The 19,496-nt window shown below is 46.4% G+C and carries 14 protein-coding genes; 11 read left to right on the forward strand and 3 right to left on the reverse strand.

Annotated elements, in window-relative coordinates:
• From C8R30_RS08735 to C8R30_RS08775, 9 genes are all read left to right on the forward strand, one after another.
• Positions 1-156: transposase (locus C8R30_RS08735; RefSeq protein ID WP_143068222.1), on the forward strand; the 156-nt coding region annotated here is incomplete at its 5' end.
• Between the two features lie 124 nt (positions 157-280).
• Positions 281-2,374, forward strand: coding sequence for a nitrite/sulfite reductase (locus tag C8R30_RS08740; protein WP_107789956.1), 2,094 nt, complete (start codon positions 281-283; stop codon positions 2,372-2,374).
• Positions 2,375-2,402: 28 nt separating this feature from the next.
• A complete protein-coding gene (locus C8R30_RS08745) occupies positions 2,403-3,107 on the forward strand; it encodes a phosphoadenylyl-sulfate reductase (protein WP_107789957.1) in 705 nt (234 codons plus the stop codon).
• A 31-nt stretch (positions 3,108-3,138) separates the two neighbouring features.
• Positions 3,139-4,044 carry a sulfate adenylyltransferase subunit CysD gene (cysD, locus tag C8R30_RS08750; RefSeq protein ID WP_090666845.1) on the forward strand — a complete coding sequence of 302 codons (906 nt, stop codon included), beginning with the start codon at positions 3,139-3,141 and terminating at the stop codon, positions 4,042-4,044.
• A gap of 70 nt (positions 4,045-4,114) precedes the next feature.
• Complete coding sequence (cysN, locus tag C8R30_RS08755) at positions 4,115-5,386, forward strand: sulfate adenylyltransferase subunit CysN (RefSeq protein ID WP_090666847.1); 1,272 nt, start codon at positions 4,115-4,117, stop codon at positions 5,384-5,386.
• Between the two features lie 153 nt (positions 5,387-5,539).
• The gene (locus C8R30_RS08760; RefSeq protein ID WP_107789958.1) at positions 5,540-9,076 is read left to right on the forward strand and encodes an FAD-dependent oxidoreductase; all 3,537 of its coding nucleotides are present in this window, start codon (positions 5,540-5,542) and stop codon (positions 9,074-9,076) included.
• Between the two features lie 212 nt (positions 9,077-9,288).
• Positions 9,289-10,410 carry a Re/Si-specific NAD(P)(+) transhydrogenase subunit alpha gene (locus C8R30_RS08765; RefSeq protein WP_090666851.1) on the forward strand — a complete coding sequence of 374 codons (1,122 nt, stop codon included), beginning with the start codon at positions 9,289-9,291 and terminating at the stop codon, positions 10,408-10,410.
• Positions 10,411-10,488: 78 nt separating this feature from the next.
• Positions 10,489-10,797 carry an NAD(P) transhydrogenase subunit alpha part 2 gene (locus tag C8R30_RS08770; RefSeq protein WP_090666853.1) on the forward strand — a complete coding sequence of 103 codons (309 nt, stop codon included), beginning with the start codon at positions 10,489-10,491 and terminating at the stop codon, positions 10,795-10,797.
• Positions 10,798-12,177, forward strand: a complete 1,380-nt coding sequence (locus C8R30_RS08775; RefSeq protein ID WP_090666854.1) for an NAD(P)(+) transhydrogenase (Re/Si-specific) subunit beta — start codon at positions 10,798-10,800, stop codon at positions 12,175-12,177. It abuts the gene before it with no gap.
• Positions 12,178-12,297: 120 nt separating this feature from the next.
• On the opposite strand, the gene C8R30_RS08780 is transcribed toward C8R30_RS08775, so the two are convergent.
• Both C8R30_RS08780 and prsT read right to left on the reverse strand, forming a co-directional pair.
• A complete protein-coding gene (locus C8R30_RS08780; RefSeq protein WP_107783880.1) occupies positions 12,298-13,095 on the reverse strand; it encodes a tetratricopeptide repeat protein in 798 nt (265 codons plus the stop codon).
• A gap of 252 nt (positions 13,096-13,347) precedes the next feature.
• On the reverse strand, positions 13,348-16,137 hold the full coding sequence (gene prsT / locus C8R30_RS08785) for an XrtA/PEP-CTERM system TPR-repeat protein PrsT (protein WP_090666856.1): 2,790 nt from the start codon (positions 16,135-16,137) through the stop codon (positions 13,348-13,350).
• 292 nt (positions 16,138-16,429) lie between these two features.
• Here prsT and C8R30_RS08790 point away from each other — a divergent pair, with 292 nt between their 5' ends.
• Together C8R30_RS08790 and C8R30_RS08795 are read left to right on the forward strand one after the other, a co-directional pair.
• The gene (locus tag C8R30_RS08790) at positions 16,430-17,710 is read left to right on the forward strand and encodes a nucleotide sugar dehydrogenase (RefSeq protein WP_090666857.1); all 1,281 of its coding nucleotides are present in this window, start codon (positions 16,430-16,432) and stop codon (positions 17,708-17,710) included.
• Between the two features lie 25 nt (positions 17,711-17,735).
• On the forward strand, positions 17,736-18,764 hold the full coding sequence (locus tag C8R30_RS08795) for an NAD-dependent epimerase/dehydratase family protein (protein ID WP_107789959.1): 1,029 nt from the start codon (positions 17,736-17,738) through the stop codon (positions 18,762-18,764).
• A gap of 154 nt (positions 18,765-18,918) precedes the next feature.
• Here C8R30_RS08795 and C8R30_RS08800 read toward each other — a convergent pair whose 3' ends face one another.
• Entirely contained in the window at positions 18,919-19,479 is a 561-nt protein-coding gene (locus C8R30_RS08800; RefSeq protein ID WP_090666860.1) for a NifU family protein, read from the reverse strand.
• Positions 19,480-19,496: the final 17 nt, after the last annotated feature.

Below are 19,496 nucleotides of genomic sequence, written 5' to 3' on the forward strand. Positions count from 1 at the left end.
CAGTTTTCCAGCGGAATTGTCGAGGGTTTCAATACCAAAGCAAAACTGATTACGAGAAAAGCCTATGGCTTTCGAACCTTTCATGCTACTGAAATTGCTCTGTATCATACCCTTGGCGAACTACCTGTGCCTAAAACTACCCACGAATTTTTCTGACGAGGCATAACTATTAACGCCAGAAGGTAGATATCGGATAAAATAGCAATAAAATTATTAAATATTTTTTATCCTCATTGGCAGCAAGCTAGTGTGGTAAAAAACTACGGAGAGAAGAAATAGGATGAATTATTTAACCGATCTCGCTAATGATGAGGAAATCGACACCTACGATCGAGCATTGCAGGATTACTTTGCGCAGCGTATGGATGTCGATCGTTTTACCGCTACCCGTTTACAAATGGGGATTTATGGTCAGCGCCAGGAAGGTGTCAACATGGTGCGTATCAAGATTCCGGGTGGACGGTTGACCCCCATGCAATTGAATGCGATTGCTGACGTGCTGGAGAACTATGTGCCCCATGGGGAGGCGCATATCACCACTCGCCAAGATATCCAATTGCACTATGTGCCCTTGGCGGATACGCCAGCGGTGATGCGCCACCTAGCGAAGGGGGGATTAACGACGCGCGAAGCGTGCGGAAATACGATACGGAACGTTACGGCTTGCCCTTTGACGGGTGTTTGTCCGCGTGAACATACCGATATCAGTGAACATCTCAACGGCGTTGTTAAGCATTTTTTGCGCAAGCCGCTGAATCAATTGATGCCGCGTAAATTCAAGATCAGTTTTTCTGGCTGTGAATCGGATTGTGCACAAGGAATGATCCATGACTTGGGCGTAGTCGCGGTAAGACAAGGGGCGCAGTTCGGCTTTAAAGTACTGGTAGGAGGTGGGCTTGGGCATAAGCCTCACGAAGCGATCACAGTTGAATCTTTCATCGAAGAAAAAGATCTGCTGTTGGTGATAGAGGCTGTGCTCACCCTGCATAACAAATACTCGGATCGGACAAAACGCGCGAAATCGCGTATCAAGTTTTTAGTCGATAAATTTGGTGTGGAAGGGTTCATCGAAAAATATCGGGAAGAACTCGCTCGCGTCAAGGAAGCATTGGCCACTCAGGATTATCCCAAAGGCATTTGGACGGGCGGAGTGGATAGCGAAGTGCCGGGTCCAGGCGCGCCCCGTGCACTGTTTGCACAAAAGCAAACTGGATTGTTTGTTTTGCCCATCAGTGTGAAGCTTGGACAATTAACTGTTGAGCAAATACGTGGTATTGCAGGGATATTGAAGCAATATCATTTGCAGGAAATTCGAACGACACAAGATCAAAATCTGATGCTGGTTGATGTGCCGCAAGCGCATGTGGCGGCTATCCAGTCAACCTTGTCTGGCCTCGGTCTGGGCTTGCCAAAAGCGGGTGATAATGTTGTGGCATGCCCCGGAACTTCTACTTGTCGTTTAGGCATCACTTCCAGTCCGACGCTCGGGGGTAAATTATCGGGTGGAAACGATGATTTGCGTATCCGTGTTTCGGGTTGCCATAATGGCTGTGCTCAGCCAGAAAGTGGGGATATTGGAATTTACGGTGAAGGCAAGCGTATGTACGGTAAGCTGGTACCTCATTATCAGATGTATTTTGGTGGTAATGGCATGGCGAATGGTGGTTTGGCTTTCAAAGGTCCATCCGTGCCAAGTGCGCGTGTTGAAGTCGCTGTGGAGAGGGTAAGATCAGCCTATGCCACAAATCGTGAAGCGGATGAAACATTTTTTAATTGGACACGGCGTGTAGGGCAGGGATATTTCGCTGAATTGTTGGCTGACATCGTCGAAGTCAAGCAAGAGGATCTGCAATCGGTATTACGCGATCATGGCCAGGGTGATGATTTCAAAGTGTTGCAGTTAGGTGGGGGAGAGTGTGCAGGTGCGAAACAATTGCAAATCGGCACGGCTTTCTTTGATGCTGCAAACGAACGTAATTATCGTAACGCGCTCAAATTTCAGCGTAAATTCGAGGACTCTGTGAAATGTGCGGAGGAGATCGCTCGTTTGATTGGTCAAGGATTGAGCCAATTAGTAGGTGGCCAGAAATGCGAAAGTTTGCAAGAGCAAGCGGAAGAATTGCAACGTGTCTTGCCAACTAAACCGAATTTGTCCATCACATTGGCAAAGCTTGCTCAAGAATTTGCACGTCCCGCCCATGAGTTGAATGATGCCGTATTGACAGAGTGGTATGCCAAATTGGATGCATGGACTGTTGAAGTAGCTGAGTTTTGTACTAATTTTAACAGTCAACTTGATTTGACCGGCTCACTGCCTCAGGGCATGGTCGAACCGGTGCAATATCAGAAAGTATCGCAGTCGGCCACGGCCTAGTAGAAGTTTTGATGTTAATGGGAAATAGATGAATCAATTGGATATAACGCCGAAGGTTGAACAGCTCCACGACTTGATGAAGCTGATTGAACGGGATTATATGCCCGCTGTATTGGCCAATAGCCTGGGTGCTGAGGATATGGTGTTGACCGACTTGATTGCACGGTACTATCCCGCTATAGCTATGTTTACGCTGGATACGGGCCGCTTGCCACAGGAAACCTATGATCTGATGCAAACAGTGAGAGATCGCTATGGTGTGGACATTCATGTCTATTTCCCTGATGCGGCTGCGATTGAAGATTATGTCGCTCAGAACGGCCCCAATGGGTTTTATCAAAGTGTCGAGCTGCGTAAACGCTGCTGCTTTATTCGCAAAGTAGAGCCACTTCGCCGTGCATTGGCTGGGAAACGAGCCTGGATCACGGGAATGCGGCGTGAGCAGGCGGTAACACGTGACAGTTTGACGATATCCTCGTTTGATGTTGAAAATAATCTGCAGAAATTTAATCCACTTTGTGAATGGAGCAATGCCGAAGTGTGGGCATATCTCAAGCAGCATGATGTACCTTATAACAAATTGCATGATCGCTTCTATCCGAGTATTGGTTGCGCGCCTTGTACCCGCGCAGTTACCCCTGGGGAAGATGTCCGGTCAGGGCGCTGGTGGTGGGAGAATCCTGAATCCAAGGAATGTGGCTTGCATATAGGCAAAGTTGCCTCAATAAAATAAAACATGTTGAATTTATTAGAAGTATAGAAGAATGAGCCATCGAACTTTTACACACTTGGATGCATTGGAAAGCGAAGCGATACACATCATGCGGGAAGTGGCAGCTGAATGTACTAATCCCGCATTATTGTTCTCCGGAGGGAAAGATTCCATCGTATTGTTGCGATTGGCAGAAAAGGCCTTTCGACCCGGTCGCTTCCCTTTTCCGCTGCTCCATATTGATACAGAGCATAATTTTCCCGAAGTCATCGAATTTAGAAATCGTCGTGCTGAAGAGCTTGGTGAACGCCTGATAGTCCGTAGCATGGAAGATTCCATCAAGAAAGGCAGGGTCGTGCTGCGCTCTGAAAATCAAAGCCGCAATCCCTTCCAGTCAATCACTTTGCTGGATGCAATTGCCGAATTCCAATTCGATGCTTGTATCGGCGGCGCGCGTCGTGATGAGGAAAAAGCACGCGCCAAGGAGCGCATCTTTTCTTTTCGCGACGAATTTGGACAATGGGACCCGAAAAATCAGCGTCCCGAGCTTTGGAGTATTTATAACACGCGAACCCACCCTGGAGAGAACATTCGTGTATTTCCTATCAGTAATTGGACTGAATTAGACGTATGGGAATATATCGATCGCGAACAGCTAGAAGTACCTTCGATTTATTTTGCACATTGGCGGGAGGTGATACCTCGTGAGACGGGCTTACTGCCGGTATCTCATTTGGTGCAACCCAAAGAAGGTGAACGTGTAGAGAAAATGATGGTACGTTTCCGGACTGTTGGTGATATGAGTTGTACTTGCCCAGTTGCTTCTCAAGCAAAGGATGTGAGTGAAATTATTGCTGAAACCGCGATGACGCGCATTACTGAGCGTGGAGCTACACGTATGGATGATCAAACATCAGATGCTTCGATGGAATTACGCAAAAAAGAAGGGTATTTCTGATAAGTTTATCACTAGAGAGATAAGCGCCGTTTCTTATATAAAAGCATCAATTGTAAAGGTTATTGATTAAATGTCAGTAGTTGAAAATGTAGGACTCGATCGTGCCGAGCTGTTGCGGTTTATTGCAGCAGGAAGTGTCGACGATGGAAAAAGTACGTTGATTGGACGCTTATTGCATGACTCGAAATCGATTTTTGAAGATCAGTTAAGTTCTATTGCGCGTACCTCAAACAAGCGCGGATTGCAGGTCGTCGATCTTTCTTTATTGACCGATGGCTTGCAAGCTGAGCGTGAGCAAGGGATTACCATTGATGTGGCCTATCGCTATTTTGCCACGCCCAAACGCAAATTTATCATTGCCGATACGCCTGGGCATGAACAATATACGCGGAATATGGTTACGGGCGCATCCACCGCTAATTTAGCGATCATCTTGATCGATGCACGCAAAGGGGTGCTTACCCAGTCCCGCCGACACGCTTATCTAGCCAGTTTGGTCGGTATCCCCCATTTGGTCGTGGCAGTCAACAAGATGGATTTAGTTGATTATTCGCGTGAAGTTTTTACGCAAATATGTAACGATTTTGCCGCCTTCGCAAAGGGACTCCATTTAACCAATATCGCGTATATTCCGATGTCTGCTCTGAATGGGGATATGGTGGTGGAAAGAGGTGATCACCTTGCCTGGTATGAAGGCAGGACATTGCTGGATTTGTTGGAAAATATCGATATCGAACATGATATCAATACAGAAGATTTTCGCTTCCCCGTTCAGTGGGTCTGCCGTCCTCAAACTGATGAATTACATGATTTCCGTGGTTATATGGGACGGATCGAGTCAGGTTCAATCCGTGTGGGCGATCCAGTAACGGTGCTGCCTTCCGGTCTATCCTCGCACATCAAGGAAATCCTGCTATTTAAAGATACCTATGAGGAAGCATTCGCCCCCCAATCGGTCACATTGACTATTGAGGATCATTTGGATATTTCCCGTGGGGATATGTTGGTAAAAGCTGGTGAGCAGCCCCAAATCAAAAAGGAATTTGCTGCGATACTTTGCTGGCTATCTGAACAGCCGCTTGATCCAAGACGCAAGTATATCATCAAGCATACAACGCGCATGGTCAAAGGATTGGTCAGCCAGATCGACTATCGCGTCGATGTCAACACGCTCAACCATGAATCGACGGATGCTTTGAAAATGAATGATATTGCTCGGGTAGTGATGAAGGTACTGCAACCCATTGTAATGGATGACTATAGGCGGAATCGTGCTACCGGTAGCTTCATTCTCATCGATGAAACGAGTAACAATACCGTTGCGGCTGGGATGATTTGCTAGCGATGTTTCTAGCGGCTAACAAATTGATAGTTGCGATGTAGGGAGTTTGTATCAGCTTATTGCCGAATCAGCTTGATTCAGATTTGATCGGACGGTGCATCTCCCTGACCCAATCCACTATTTCATATCTAGAAAAAATTTCAACGAACAATTATGACGAATTCAGCATCAATGCTTAGCAAACCATCGCTAGAAAGCGTAACCCCTGATCTTAAGTTTGGTATCGCGTTTGAGGATTTGTATTGCCGTGATGGTTTGGTTAAGCTGGATCAAGCTTTTCTTGATTTTTTGCAAACAGGGGATGCAGGGTTGCGTGCTCGCTTGGATCATGCGCGTTTGCATCCTGATGGATTGGCGCCTAAAGATGAATCTGCTTTTCTGATCGACCTGGCGCCTTGGTTAGAAGATTTTATCGCACAGTTATTTAGTATAGAAAAAGAAGTACGTGCTTTAGCGGCACGCCACCATGAACTTGCGCCGCTTTATTTTTGCAAGCGGCAATTTGTGCAGCGCCGCGCAAAAACGAAAGTAAGCGAAGAGGTATTACAAACAATCGACGGCTTTGCGTTGGAAAAGAGGCTTGCAGCCGAATTTGGCGAACCATTTTCGGAGTTGGTGTTTGCAAAGAACGTATCACGATGGTTAGAGGATGAAGCCAGTAATGCGACACGCTTGAATGATGCATTACATTATGCAGCATGGGCACTACGCACCAGCGAAGGGCAAAAGCATACTCAGCAAGGTGTGCTATTTAAATCTCCTGCAAAACTTGATTATTTGCATTTACTGTCCCTGTCGACCGATGAGCAGGCGGGGTATACCGTGCACCGACTCGAGCATCTGCGTCATCGGGAAGGGTTTTCATTGACAGATAAGGGTACCGATTTGGTGGGGGCGCTCGATGAAACCAATTATTGTATTTGGTGCCATGAGCAAGGCAAGGATTCCTGTTCGAAGGGGTATATCGTCAAGTCAAAGAACGTAGACGAACCGCCCTCTTTCAAGCGAAGTGAACTCGGTGCCTTGTTGGCCGGCTGCCCTCTGGAAGAGCGCATCTCTGAATTTCATAAGCTCAAATCACATGGTGTGGCAGTTGGCAGCTTAGCGATGATCGTGTTGGATAATCCTATGTGTGCTGGCACAGGGCATCGTATTTGTAACGATTGTATGAAATCGTGCATATACCAGAAGCAGGATCCAGTCGATATCCCGCAAGCTGAAACCCGTACACTCAAAGACGTACTCGAGTTGCCATGGGGGTTCGAAATATATAGTTTGTTGACGCGCTGGAATCCACTCGATTTACGCAGGCCTTTGCCTAAGCCTTCGACAGGCAAAAAAGTATTGGTGGTAGGCATGGGACCTGCTGGCTATACCCTCGCACATCATTTGATGAATGACGGTCATACCGTGGTGGGAATCGATGGTCTCAAAATTGAACCGCTGCCAGCAGAAATTTCGGGAGTCGGCTTGCATGGAGAACGTATTCCTTTTAACGCGATTCGTCATACCGATATGCTGCGCGTTGATTTGAACGAACGTATTCCAGGCGGGTTCGGCGGTGTCGCTGAATATGGTATTACCGTACGCTGGGATAAAAATTTTCTTCAATTGATCCGCCTTTTGCTGGAGCGGAGACCCGAGTTCGCGCTTTATGGCGGAGTACGTTTCGGTGGAACGCTGACGGTCGATGATGCACTCGCGCTGGGTTTTGACCACATCGCACTGGCTGCGGGTGCCGGTCGTCCGACAGTGCTGGAATTGCCGAACGGGCTCGCGCGTGGCGTTCGCGCTGCTTCAGATTTCTTGATGGCGCTCCAATTATCCGGTGCAGCACAAGCCGATTCGATTGCCAATATGCAGTTACGCTTACCCGTGGTCGTGATTGGTGGCGGGTTGACTGCGATCGATACCGCAACGGAGGCTTTAGCCTATTATCCAGTACAGGTCGAGAAATTCCTGCAGCGTTACGAAGTACTTGTTTCAGAGCAGGGTGAGGCGACTGTACGTAATAGCTGGGACGATGAAGAGCGGGAAATCGCTGAAGAATTCCTGTCGCATGCGCGGGCAATACGTGCAGAGCGCGCACAAGCGGCCCATGAGGGACGCCCGCCCGATATCCTGAAACTATTACAGTCATGGGGGGGGGCAACTATTGCATACCGCAAGCGATTGATCGATAGTCCTTCTTATACCTTGAACCATGAAGAAGTCGAGAAAGCATTAGAGGAAGGCATCTGGTTTGCTGAAGGGCTTACACCGCTGCGGGTGGACGTTGATCAATGGGAGCATGCACAATCGATCAGATTCTCTGTCCAGTCAATGGATGAAGCGGGGAAATGGCAAAAAATTAGGGAAGTCGATTTGCCTGCGCGTGCGATTCTGGTGGCGGCAGGAACTCAGCCGAACACCGTGCTCGCTCGAGAAGATGAAAAATATTTCAAGTTGGATGGACGATATTTTGCTGCCTGTGATGATCAAGGCAACCCGGTAAGCTTGTCGAAAGGCAATCCTAAACCGGAGTCAATTGCCGTCTTGCTGAGCCAGTGTGATGATGGGCGTTTTATCAGTTTCTTCGGCGATTTGCATCCGTCCTATTCGGGGAATGTAGTCAAAGCTATGGCAAGTGCCAAGCAAGGGTATCCCGTGGTGAGCCGCGTGCTGGCGCAAGTTGCGCCGGCTTCAACGCAGTTGAATGCGCAATTTTTTGCTGAAATGAATCATCAATTGAGACCAACCGTACATAAAGTCGAGCGATTGACCCCTAATATCATCGAAGTGGTCGTACGTGCGCCTATGGCTGCGAAACATTTTCATCCAGGGCAGTTTTATCGTTTCCAGAATTTTATGACGTTGTCGCCCAAGGTTGGCGGTACCCGGCTTGCGATGGAAGGTATCGCTTTAACTGGCGCATCAGTAGACAATGCCAATGGCCATGTGTCACTGATCGCGTTGGAAATGGGAGGGTCGGCAAACTTATGCACTTTGCTCAAACCAGGAGAGCCCGTGGTGCTGATGGGGCCAACTGGGACACCTACTGAGATTTTGCACGATGAGACGATCGTCCTGGTTGGCGGTGGACTTGGCAATGCGGTCTTGTTCTCAATCGGCGCAGCAGCCCGAGCGGCTGGATGCCGTGTTTTATATTTTGCAGGTTACAAAAAATTAGTTGATCGTTATAAAGTCGCTGAAATTGAAGCGGCAGCCGATACGGTCATCTGGTGTTGTGATGAAGCGCCAGGGTTTGAGCCATCGAGACCCGGGGATTTTAGTTTCGTCGGTAATATCGTGCAGGCGATGGTGGCCTATGGTAGTGGAGCGTTGGGTGTCCAACCGATACCGCTAGCAGAAGCGGATCGTATCATTGCCATTGGATCGGACAGAATGATGGCGGCGGTGGGTTATGCGCGACATCACCAGCTTCAACCTTTTCTAAAGGAGAACCACTTTGCCATTGGTTCGATCAACTCACCGATGCAGTGCATGATGAAGGAAATTTGTGCCCAGTGTTTGCAGCCGCATAAGGATCCAGAAACAGGTGAAGTCACCTATATTTTCTCTTGCTTCAATCAGGATCAGCCACTCGACTGGGTCGATTTTGGTAGCTTGTCATCGCGCTTGAGACAAAATAGCACGCAGGAAAAATTGACTAGTCAATGGCTCAACCGTTGCTTAAAAAATTTAAATTGAATATAAAGGAAACGATTTTCAGCGTTTTTGTTAAAGCCTGGATGCCGCAAAAAAACGAGATTAACGATCAATTAGAAGATAAACCGTTTACACGATGACTTCAATCAAGTAAATGCATTTATCGAGTTTCAATTATAATCGTACATTCAAAGTAAATTATGCAAAGCATTAGGTTTTTTTCAAGTTTGAATAAAAAATAAGGGAGATAATCGATGCACATAGGCATACCTGCAGAAATTTATGCGGGAGAAACACGTGTAGCAGCTACACCGGAAACGGTTAAAAAATATACTGCCAAGGGTTTTCATACTGTTCTGGTCCAATCTGGTGCAGGTGCTGGTGCAAGTATTCCCGATGCTGCGTATCAAGAAGCCGGCGCAGTGATCGTTGACGACGTTTCGCAATTATACAGTCAGTCACAAGTTGTCCTTAAAGTGCGTGGCCCGGCAGCAAACGAGCTTGTCATGTTACGCAAAGATGCAGTTCTGATTGGTTTACTGTCGCCTCATCAAGCAGAAGGGATCGAAGCACTGGCAAAACAGGGTGTTACTGCATTTGCCATGGAAAAATTACCGCGTATATCGCGTGCGCAAAGCATGGATGTCTTGTCCTCTCAAGCAAATATTGGAGGATATAAGGCGGTTATTATGGCCGCACATGTTTATCAGAAATTTTTTCCGATGTTGATGACGGCCGCTGGCACGGTGAAAGCTGCGCGAGTATTGGTGCTGGGTGCAGGTGTCGCTGGGTTGCAGGCAATTGCAACAGCTAAAAGGCTGGGCGCAGTGATTGAAGCGTTTGATGTACGTCCAGCAGTTAAAGAACAGGTTGAGAGTCTCGGTGCTAAATTTGTCGAGGTTCCGCTTACTGAAGAAGAAAAAGCTAAGGCTGAAACTGCTGGAGGTTATGCGGCTGAAATGTCGGATGACTACAAACGCCGGCAAGGTGAGTTGATTCATGAAAGAGCCGTTGCTGCAGATATTATTATTTCAACAGCATTGATACCTGGACGCCCTGCGCCTGTTTTGATCAAGGAAGAGACGGTTCAAGCAATGAAACCAGGTTCGGTAATCGTGGATATGGCCGTCGAAGCAGGTGGAAACTGTCCTTTGTCGGAATTGAATAAGACGGTAGTTAAACATGGTGTCCATCTCATCGGTATTGCAAATTTGCCCGGTTTGGTTGCTGCCGATGCGAGTGCGCTGTATGCGCGTAATCTTATGAATTTCCTTAATTTAATGCTCGATGCAAATAATGGGGAACTCAACATTAACCGTGAAGACGAGATCATAGCGGGAACACTCATTTGTATGGGTGGTGAAGTGGTCAAGTAACAAGATCAGATTAGGCGTGACACGTGTTTTAACATCCGCCTCGATTTCATAAAGTTAACGAATTGAAGAGGAACAAACATGATTGGTGAAATTGATCCAACGATAATTCATCTTACGGTTTTCGTATTGGCAGTGTTTGTTGGCTACCACGTGGTGTGGAATGTAACGCCTGCTCTACATACACCACTGATGTCTGTAACGAACGCTATTTCAAGTATTATTCTGGTTGGCGCAATGCTGGCGGCAGGACCTGCTGAGACTGATTGGGGTGTCTGGCTTGGCGCTGCGGCGGTTGTTTTAGCTTCCATCAACGTATTCGGTGGCTTTCTGGTCACTCAGCGTATGCTGGAAATGTTTAGAAAAAAAGATAAAAAAGGAAATGCCTAAATGTCTGCTGATTTAATTGCGCTGGCCTATCTGGTTGCAGCGGTTTTTTTCATTCTGGCACTGAAAGGCCTAAGTTCACCTCTTTCCGCCCGACGTGGCAACGTGTTTGGGATGGTAGGGATGGCGATTGCTGTGGGTACCACGTTGACGATTACCGAGAATTGGGCATTAATTTTGGGTTGTATTGCGATCGGTGGAATCATCGGTTCAATTGTGGCGCAGCGCGTGCAAATGACCGCTATGCCCGAGCTGGTTGCTTTCATGCACTCACTGGTCGGTTTAGCTGCCGTATTCATTGCAATCGCGGCTGTCAACAATCCTGTGTCATTCGGCTTGCCGGAGATATTACCGACGGGGAGTAAGTTGGAATTGTTTCTGGGTACGTTTATCGGTGCGATGACGTGGTCAGGTTCCGTCATCGCATTTCTAAAGCTTTCCGGTCGCATGAGCGGCGCTCCGGTCGTGTTTTCTGGCCAGCACATGGTCAATCTGCTCCTCGCGCTTGTCATGATCGGTTTTGGCTTATGGTTTTTCTTTAGCGAAACCACCAACTGGACCGCATTTATTGCAATGACGGCGATTGCATTCTTGCTCGGTTTTCTGATCATTATCCCAATCGGCGGTGCGGATATGCCTGTTGTGATATCCATGCTGAATTCTTATTCGGGCTGGGCTGCAGCGGGTATTGGATTCTCTCTTGGTAATCCGATGTTGATCATTGCGGGTTCTCTCGTGGGTAGCTCAGGTGCGATTTTGTCTTACATCATGTGTAAGGCCATGAACCGTCCTTTTCTTTCTGTGATACTGGGTGGCTTCGGAAGCGATGGTGGAAGCCAGACAGTTGGGGATGGAACACAAAAATCATACCGTAGCGGTAGCGCGGATGATGCAGCCTTCCTGATGAGCAATGCAGATAGCGTTATCATTGTTCCTGGATATGGTCTAGCCGTTGCACGCGCACAACACGCTGTCAATGAGCTTGCAGAAGTACTCCATCAAAGGGGGGTCAACGTGCGCTTTGCCATTCATCCTGTAGCGGGTCGTATGCCTGGCCATATGAACGTTTTGCTGGCAGAAGCGGAGATACCCTATGAACAAGTCCTGGAAATGGAAGAAATAAACAGTGATTTTTCCAATACCGATGTCGTGCTGGTATTAGGCGCAAACGATGTCGTCAATCCGGCAGCAAACGTACCTGGCAGCCCTATTTATGGCATGCCAATTCTCGATGCACATAAGGCACGGACTGTTATCGTCGTCAAGCGAAGCATGGCAGCAGGGTATGCTGGTCTTGACAATGATTTGTTCTATATGGAAAAGACCATGATGGTGTTTGGAGATGCCAAGAAAGTGGTAGAAGATATGGTTAAAGCTGTGTGATTTTGCTGTTTCGGGTATTTCTTACTTTTCCATTAGAAGAAAAAGCTACCGTTATTTGTCGGTAGCTTTTTTTACGTATTTTGCTCATCAATGTTTAGTTTGATGCATTGAACACTACCTTCATTTGGAATAGCGTTTATGTTGGCTGGCAAGCCAGTCTCGCGATGCTTTCTGTGCTTGAACGAGCTGTTTTGTGCTAAGGGAATGCATGACTTTGTCTCGGGCTGCTGCTGCTTGCTCAATGCCTGCAGCGGCAGCTAAGTTAAGCCACATATAGCTTTTCTCATTGTCAAGATCAACACCCAGACCCTTATGATAGAGTAAACCTAATTGATATTGTGCAGGCGCATGATTTTGTTCCGCAGCAGATGAAAACCACTTGGCTGCTTCCTGAAAATCTTGCAGCGTTCCTCTTCCTGTCAAATAAAGCGAGCCAAGCTGATATTGCGCATCGGCGCTTCCTTTCATCGCTTTTTCAAGATAGAGCTGAACAGTATAGAGTCTGTGATCGGCAACATCAGGTGGTGCCGCATAAAAATTCTGCTCGCTAATCGAGTTTGCTATGGCTGTTTGATTTTCCTGCTCTCCAGGCAGGGTATTTGCAAAGATTTCTGTACCTAAAATGGGTGGATGATCAGTCTTCCCAACCGCTAACGCATGCTCAGATTCAAGAGAAGGGTTCCTGACCGCGATTTCATCGAATGGAACAATGACCCAAACAAAAGCGATTAACAAAAAGATCCCACTGAGCAGAAAAGCCGCGACAAGGTATATATCACGGTTCTGTATCCAGAAGCGTGCTTTGCAGTCTTGGCAGCGGAATGGTACGAGATGCCAATTCAAAACAGTGCGCTCGCCTGGTCTGAGACGTGATCTATGAATACGATCGCTTCCGCATTCAGGGCATTGATGACTCATGGTTCCATTGGCTCTTAAAATACCTAATTTTTATATGGAAACTAATTACGAGCAAGCTTTATTATGCATACAAACGCCAATAGCAGTCAGTAGATGAATGCTATGGCGTGCAAAAGAAAATTGAAGAGATGGGTTCTTCTTACGATTTTTATATACTGTGGCGACGATCTCGGGTAATCCGTCCGACCTCTTGAGTCTTCTAGCTTGATACTGAGCATGATTACCCGAGCATGGGGTTGTGGTAGCGATTGCTTACAATTCTTTTAATAATTTTTTTGCAGCTTCTATTTCTGGGAAAGACTGTCCAGAGGCGAGTAATTGCTCAAGTTCTTTTTTTGCATTGGTTTTATCACCTGATTTAAATAAGCCGACCGCGTAATGATAACGAATTGTTGCGGCATTAGGTGCAAGAGAAGTTGCTTTTTGCAAAAGAGGAAGCGCTCTGTTTATCTCACCCTGCTCAATCAAGATCCATCCAAGTGTATCAAGGATGGCGGGGCTCTCAGGAGCTTGCTGATATGCTTTCTCAGCATATTCGAGCGCAGCGGGATCTTTCTTTTGCTGATATGCCCAAGCAAGATTGTTGAGTGTTGCCGCATGATCAGGATGGTCTTTCAGGATAATGTGGTAATGCTGGATGGCGGAATCATATTGCTTCTTCGCAAGTAAAGTGCCAGCAAGGTAGAGTCGAACTGCCGAATCGGCTGGGTTTTCATTCAACCATTTCGTTAATCGGTCATTTGCTTGCTTTTCTTTCCCACTTTGATTAAGCGCTGCATGCTGCTTGATAACTAGTTGATTAGTTTTGTTGAGTGAAAATGCTTTTTCGTAGGCACCGATCGCTTGAGTGAATTTATTCTGCTGCATCAACAGATCTCCTTCCAGTTCGTAGCCTGCTGGTGACTGGGTATGCTGTTTCTGGATTTCCTTGGAAAGCTTGAGTGCGCCATCTAGGTTATTATTTTTAATTTCTAGCCTAGCTTGCGCTATTTGTGCCTCCAAATAATCTGGCTTTAAAGCCAATGCTCTTTTAAGTGCATCCGCGGCGGCTCGTGGGTTTTGCATTGCTTCATGGAGGGAGGCAACACGAAAATGTGCGGTTGGTGAATCGGGTAGCCTGGCAACAAGTCGTTGATAATTTTCAAGAGCGGCTGCTTTATCATCGTTGGCTAATTGAGCTTGCGCGAGTAGCTCAATGACAGGGAGGTTGTCAGAATGTATGCCTTGTAGTCTTTTGGCGAGATCGAGTGCTTTCTTGTTTTCACCGATGCGTAAATAATGCGCTCCCAGTTGCAAGGCAGGCTGGATCTCGCCTGGATTTTCGTTACGGGCACGCTCCAACCAAGCCGTTGCTTCATCATTCTTTCCTTGTGATAGCGCGATACCGGCCAGCGCATTCATCGCCTGAATATGTTTCTTGTCTTTCTTCAGGATGTCTTCGAAACGTTTTTTGGCAACATCTGGTTTATTTTCTTGCATATCAATCCTGGCGAGGTTCGATACAGCTGGAAAATAATCTGGTTGAAGCGAAAGCGCCTTATTAAAACTCGCACGTGCGCTGGCTAGATCATTTTTACCAAGATAAACACCCCCTTTTAAGTTATGGAAAACGGGGTTGTCGGGTTGTTCTTTCTCAAGCTCCTCCACGGCTGATAGGGCTTTATCAAATTCTCTCGTTTGTAGGTGAGCCATTACTAGCAGTACGCCTGCTCGGGAAGATTGTGTATCGAGATCAACTGCGGTTTCCAGCTCATTGATTGCACTTTGCCGGTCGCCCTGGCCTAATTTACTCAGGGCTAATGCTGTATGGAGTGCGGCATTGTCCGGTGCAAGTGAATTTGCTTTCTCAAAATATTCGGTTGCCTTGGTAAAATCCCGAACCTGCATATAACTTTCTCCGGCCAATGCAAACAATTGAGGATCCTGCTGGATAACCTGTAAGGCCGGGGTCAAGACTTCGATAGCCTGTTTTGCTTGACGATTTCTTAATAGAATCGAAGCCATTAGTTTTATCGCATAAAGATTGTTTGGGTCAGCTCTCAAGTAGCGTCTTACATGTTGTTCGGCTTGTAATAACGATCCCAGTGAAAATTGGGTGGCGCCGGCTAATAACACACTTGGCATATGGTCAGGGGCTGCGCTCAATACCTTTTGGATCGTTTCTAGTGCAACCGCGTGTTTCCCCTCAGTGAAATCAAGTAATGCCTGGGTATACATGACTAGCAGATTGCCCGAGGCTATTCTGCGTGCTGTCTCTAAATCGGTGCGAGCTGCGTCGAAATTTCGCTTGCCAATGGCAATAGAAGCGCGATTGATATAGGCTGCAATATGGTCGGGTTTTAATTTGATGACTTGATCATAGGCTTCGCTAGCAGAATCAACCTTTCCTTGCGCACGCAGCAGGTCGCCTTTAAAAAACCAAGCATTAGTATTTTCTGGATGGCTTGCGATTGCTTGGTCTGCCAAATGCATGGCAGATTCGATATCTCTTTGAGAGAAAGAATATTTAGCTAGACCAATAAGGGCATCAGGAAAATCTGGTATTTCGTTAAGAGCTTGCTCAAAATGAGTCTTAGCATCTTCCAGTTTACCGAGGGCAAGTAAAGCATTTCCCCGAATAACCAAAATTTCGGCCAAATTGGCATCTTCAGGAAGTGCCTCAGTTTTATCCAACACTTGCTGGAATTGCCCTAGATTGAGTAGCGCTTGACCTAAGTCAGGCAAAACTTTTGCTGGGTCCATTCCAAGGTTTATCGCTCTGCTGAGTTCTTTTTCTGCTGAATGTGGGTCACCGGTCTTGTTGTAGAGGGTACCTAAAAGATAGCGTACTTCTTGGTTGTCAGGATCTTGCTGGAGTGCATTTTTTAATTGAATAATCGCCGCCTTATCGTCTCCTTTTTGCTGGTGTTGTTTTGCCTCAGTAATAAGCGTTTCAACATCTTTCGTATTGCCACAGGCAGTTATCGTGAAGATGACAAGAGCGATCGAAACAAGAACTGTTGATAATTTCTTTCTCGTGGTACTTTTACTTAAGGTATTCATTCCCCTATTCCTCTAATTCGCGTTGGCCAGCTCTGTTTTAGAAAATATATCGTCCGTGTGAGATTACTTGTTGATTCGTTCTGACAACTTAGTTATAACACATCTAAGCAAAAATTGAATTTGTGGAATTGACAGTCATTTGATGGTTTGATTTAGGTGCACTCTGGTCTCTAGTGATGATACGCTTTGGTTGCTTATTTTGTCAGGCCTGATTCATAGCCTAGAGAGTATTTCTCAATAATTTAAACACGATAACTTTGAGCGAAAAAATTTGTGTATAAAAGGATAGCGTATGTCTATAGTTGCTGTAGTTGGTTTAGGATATGTAGGATTACCTCTTGCTGTTGAGTTTGGAAAAAAACAGCAAACGATTGGATTCGATCTGTCAACAAGTAAAATTGAAAGCTATAAACGTCATATCGATCCAACGGGCGAGGTTCCATCAGCAGCCTTTCAAGAAGCGAGTCAGCTGATGGTCACATCCGATCCAGCCGCACTTTCCCAGGCAGACTATATTATTGTTGCGGTTCCAACACCGGTTGACGCTGCACATCAACCCAATTTTGCAGCACTCGCAAGTGCGAGTGAAATTGTCGGTAAACACATGAAACATGGCGTGACGGTTATTTATGAGTCTACGGTTTATCCAGGTGCAACGGAAGAGGTGTGTATTCCCGTCCTGGCGAAATGTTCCAGCGCACAATGGAAAAAAGATTTTTTTGTGGGTTATTCTCCGGAGCGTATCAACCCTGGGGATAAGCAACATACGCTTACCACCATTACTAAGATCGTTTCTGGCGATACACCTGAAACCTTAGAGAAAATTGCCAGGCTATATGAATCGGTGGTTACTGCAGGTGTTTATCGTGCATCGAGCATTAAAGTCGCAGAAGCGGCCAAAGTGATCGAAAATACACAGCGCGATCTGAACATTGCCTTGATGAACGAGCTAGCGATAATTTTTGACAAGCTAGGAATCGATACCTTGGAAATTTTGCAAGCAGCAGGTACCAAGTGGAATTTCCTACCTTTCAGGCCCGGCCTCGTGGGTGGCCATTGTATTGGCGTCGATCCCTACTATCTTACGCATAAGGCGGAGATGATGGGGTATATGCCACAAGTTATACTGGCGGGGCGCCGAATCAATGACAATATGGCTAAATTTGTCGCTGAGCAGACAATTAAGCAAATCATCAAAGCAGGCTTTAATGTAAAAGGGGCAAAAGTCAATGTACTTGGGTTGACTTTCAAGGAGAATTGTCCTGATTTGAGAAATTCTAAAGTGGTTGATGTGATTTCAGAATTATGCGATTACGGGGTTGAGGTATTTGTTCATGATCCGGTCGCCGATGTTGAGGACGCACGGCATGAATATGGTATTGAACTTCAACCGTGGGATCAGTTACCGCAAGCGCACGCAATGATTGTTGCAGTATCGCATCAGGAGCTTATTCAAAAACCGCTCGGTGAGCTTCAATCTAAGATCGTGGAGCAGGGATGTTTTATCGACGTCAAATCTCAGTTTGATGAACAGTTGTTACGCAAAGCAGGTTTGAGCGTGTGGCGGCTCTAAGTTTTTTAACGAAAAATATCAACGAATGACAAAATATCAGCAGCTTCAGCAAGCTTTAAAAGAGAAACCGTATCGCTGGTTGATTACTGGCGTTGCGGGTTTTATTGGCTCAAATTTACTTGAGGCTTTACTCAAATTAGACCAAGTCGTGGTTGGGCTAGACAATTTTTCGACGGGCTATCAGCATAACCTGGATCAAGTGAATGCCGCGGTTGGACAGCATGTCTGGTCAAATTTCAGATTCATTCAGGGGGATATTCGCGATTTTCGTGATTGCTCGGCAGCATGCAAGGATGTTGATTTCATTCTGCATCATGCTGCACTAGGTTCTGTACCTCGTTCAATCGAAGATCCTATCCAGTCGAATGAAAATAATATTTCTGGTTTCGTCAACATGCTAGTGGCGGCACGTGATGCGAATATCAAACGCTTTGTCTATGCTGCGTCAAGTTCCACTTATGGAGACCACCCTGGTTTGCCAAAGGTTGAGTCAGTCATTGGGCAGCCGCTTTCTCCCTACGCCGTAACAAAATATGTGAATGAATTATATGCGGATGTATTTGGCCGTTGCTATGGAACGCAATCTATAGGGCTTCGATATTTTAATATTTTCGGCCCACGGCAAGACCCCAACGGCGCTTATGCAGCTGTGATTCCTCAGTGGATTGCCGCTTTGATCCGTAACAAAACGCTTTATATCAATGGAGATGGAGAGACCAGTCGCGATTTCTGTTTTGTAGAAAACGTGATTCAGGCAAATTTACTTGCAGCACTCACTAATGAACCTGAAGCGATCAACCAGGTTTACAATATCGCCCTCAATGAGCGCACGAGCCTCAATCAGCTTTACGGAATGATGCGTGATTTGCTGATTGAACGATTCCCCCATTTGGAAAATCATCAGCCCACCTACGTGGATTTCCGTAAAGGGGATGTGCGTCATTCTCAAGCAGATATTTCCAAGGCCTATAGGTTACTGGGCTACGAGCCAACACACCGCATTGGTCAGGGACTTAAGCAGGCCATGGATTGGTATGTAATGCATCTCTCATAAATACTTTATGCAGGGGAAGGATGGCTATACAAAGGTATAGTTATCCCAACGCATTGACGTCAAATGCTTTCCTTATCTCAAGGATGAGATGATACAAATTTTCCAGTACCGAATCCCTAAGGGTGCTTCTAAATTTCTCAAATAGAAAAGAACACTAAGCAGAAATAAGTTGAATATCAGGCTCTATGGTTCTCAGAAGACGTTCAATCCCTCTGAGCGTGCCCGAAATAGAGCTTGGGCAGGTGCCGCATGCGCCTTGATAATGAATTTTTAGAATATTCCCTTCCAAACCAAGAATATGGAGATCGCCGCCATCATTTTGCAAGTAGGGGCGTACTTCTTCATCGAGCAAGATATTGATGCGCTCTAGCCGTTCTTGATCTTCAGGGCTTAAGCCGGCCAAAATTTCGTTTGCTGCGGCAACTGTTTCGGCGGATTGCGCATTGGCTGCAGGTGCAGCCCGAATTGGATCAGCAACAGCACGCGCGAGGTCTTGCCAATCAGCCTCACCATCTTGGGTGATGGTAATCCACCGGTCGACATAAAATACATTGGTTACATGATCGATTTCAAATAACGCTGATGCAAGAGGATCATCCTTTGCTTGTTCAGCACTATCGTAAGAATGACTTACTCCCCAAGTAAGCGGTTCTTTCAAAACGAATTTAAGTGCGTTGGGATTAGGGGTTCCTTCGATTTCAGTAATTTTAGGCATTTTGATGATTATTATAT

The sequence above is a fragment of the Nitrosomonas nitrosa genome, assembly GCF_003051105.1.
Taxonomy (GTDB): Bacteria; Pseudomonadota; Gammaproteobacteria; order Burkholderiales; family Nitrosomonadaceae; genus Nitrosomonas; species Nitrosomonas nitrosa.

Coding starts and splice junctions, on each gene's coding strand:
- C8R30_RS08775 (WP_090666854.1), top strand. CDS start 10,798: ATGTCTGCTGATTTAATTGCGCTGGCCTATCTGGTTGCAGCGGTTTTT.
- C8R30_RS08740 (WP_107789956.1), top strand. CDS start 281: ATGAATTATTTAACCGATCTCGCTAATGATGAGGAAATCGACACCTAC.
- cysD (WP_090666845.1), top strand. CDS start 3,139: ATGAGCCATCGAACTTTTACACACTTGGATGCATTGGAAAGCGAAGCG.
- C8R30_RS08765 (WP_090666851.1), top strand. CDS start 9,289: ATGCACATAGGCATACCTGCAGAAATTTATGCGGGAGAAACACGTGTA.
- C8R30_RS08795 (WP_107789959.1), top strand. CDS start 17,736: ATGACAAAATATCAGCAGCTTCAGCAAGCTTTAAAAGAGAAACCGTAT.
- prsT (WP_090666856.1), bottom strand. CDS start 16,137: ATGAATACCTTAAGTAAAAGTACCACGAGAAAGAAATTATCAACAGTT.
- cysN (WP_090666847.1), top strand. CDS start 4,115: ATGTCAGTAGTTGAAAATGTAGGACTCGATCGTGCCGAGCTGTTGCGG.
- C8R30_RS08790 (WP_090666857.1), top strand. CDS start 16,430: ATGTCTATAGTTGCTGTAGTTGGTTTAGGATATGTAGGATTACCTCTT.
- C8R30_RS08745 (WP_107789957.1), top strand. CDS start 2,403: ATGAATCAATTGGATATAACGCCGAAGGTTGAACAGCTCCACGACTTG.
- C8R30_RS08760 (WP_107789958.1), top strand. CDS start 5,540: ATGACGAATTCAGCATCAATGCTTAGCAAACCATCGCTAGAAAGCGTA.
- C8R30_RS08800 (WP_090666860.1), bottom strand. CDS start 19,479: ATGCCTAAAATTACTGAAATCGAAGGAACCCCTAATCCCAACGCACTT.
- C8R30_RS08780 (WP_107783880.1), bottom strand. CDS start 13,095: ATGAGTCATCAATGCCCTGAATGCGGAAGCGATCGTATTCATAGATCA.
- C8R30_RS08770 (WP_090666853.1), top strand. CDS start 10,489: ATGATTGGTGAAATTGATCCAACGATAATTCATCTTACGGTTTTCGTA.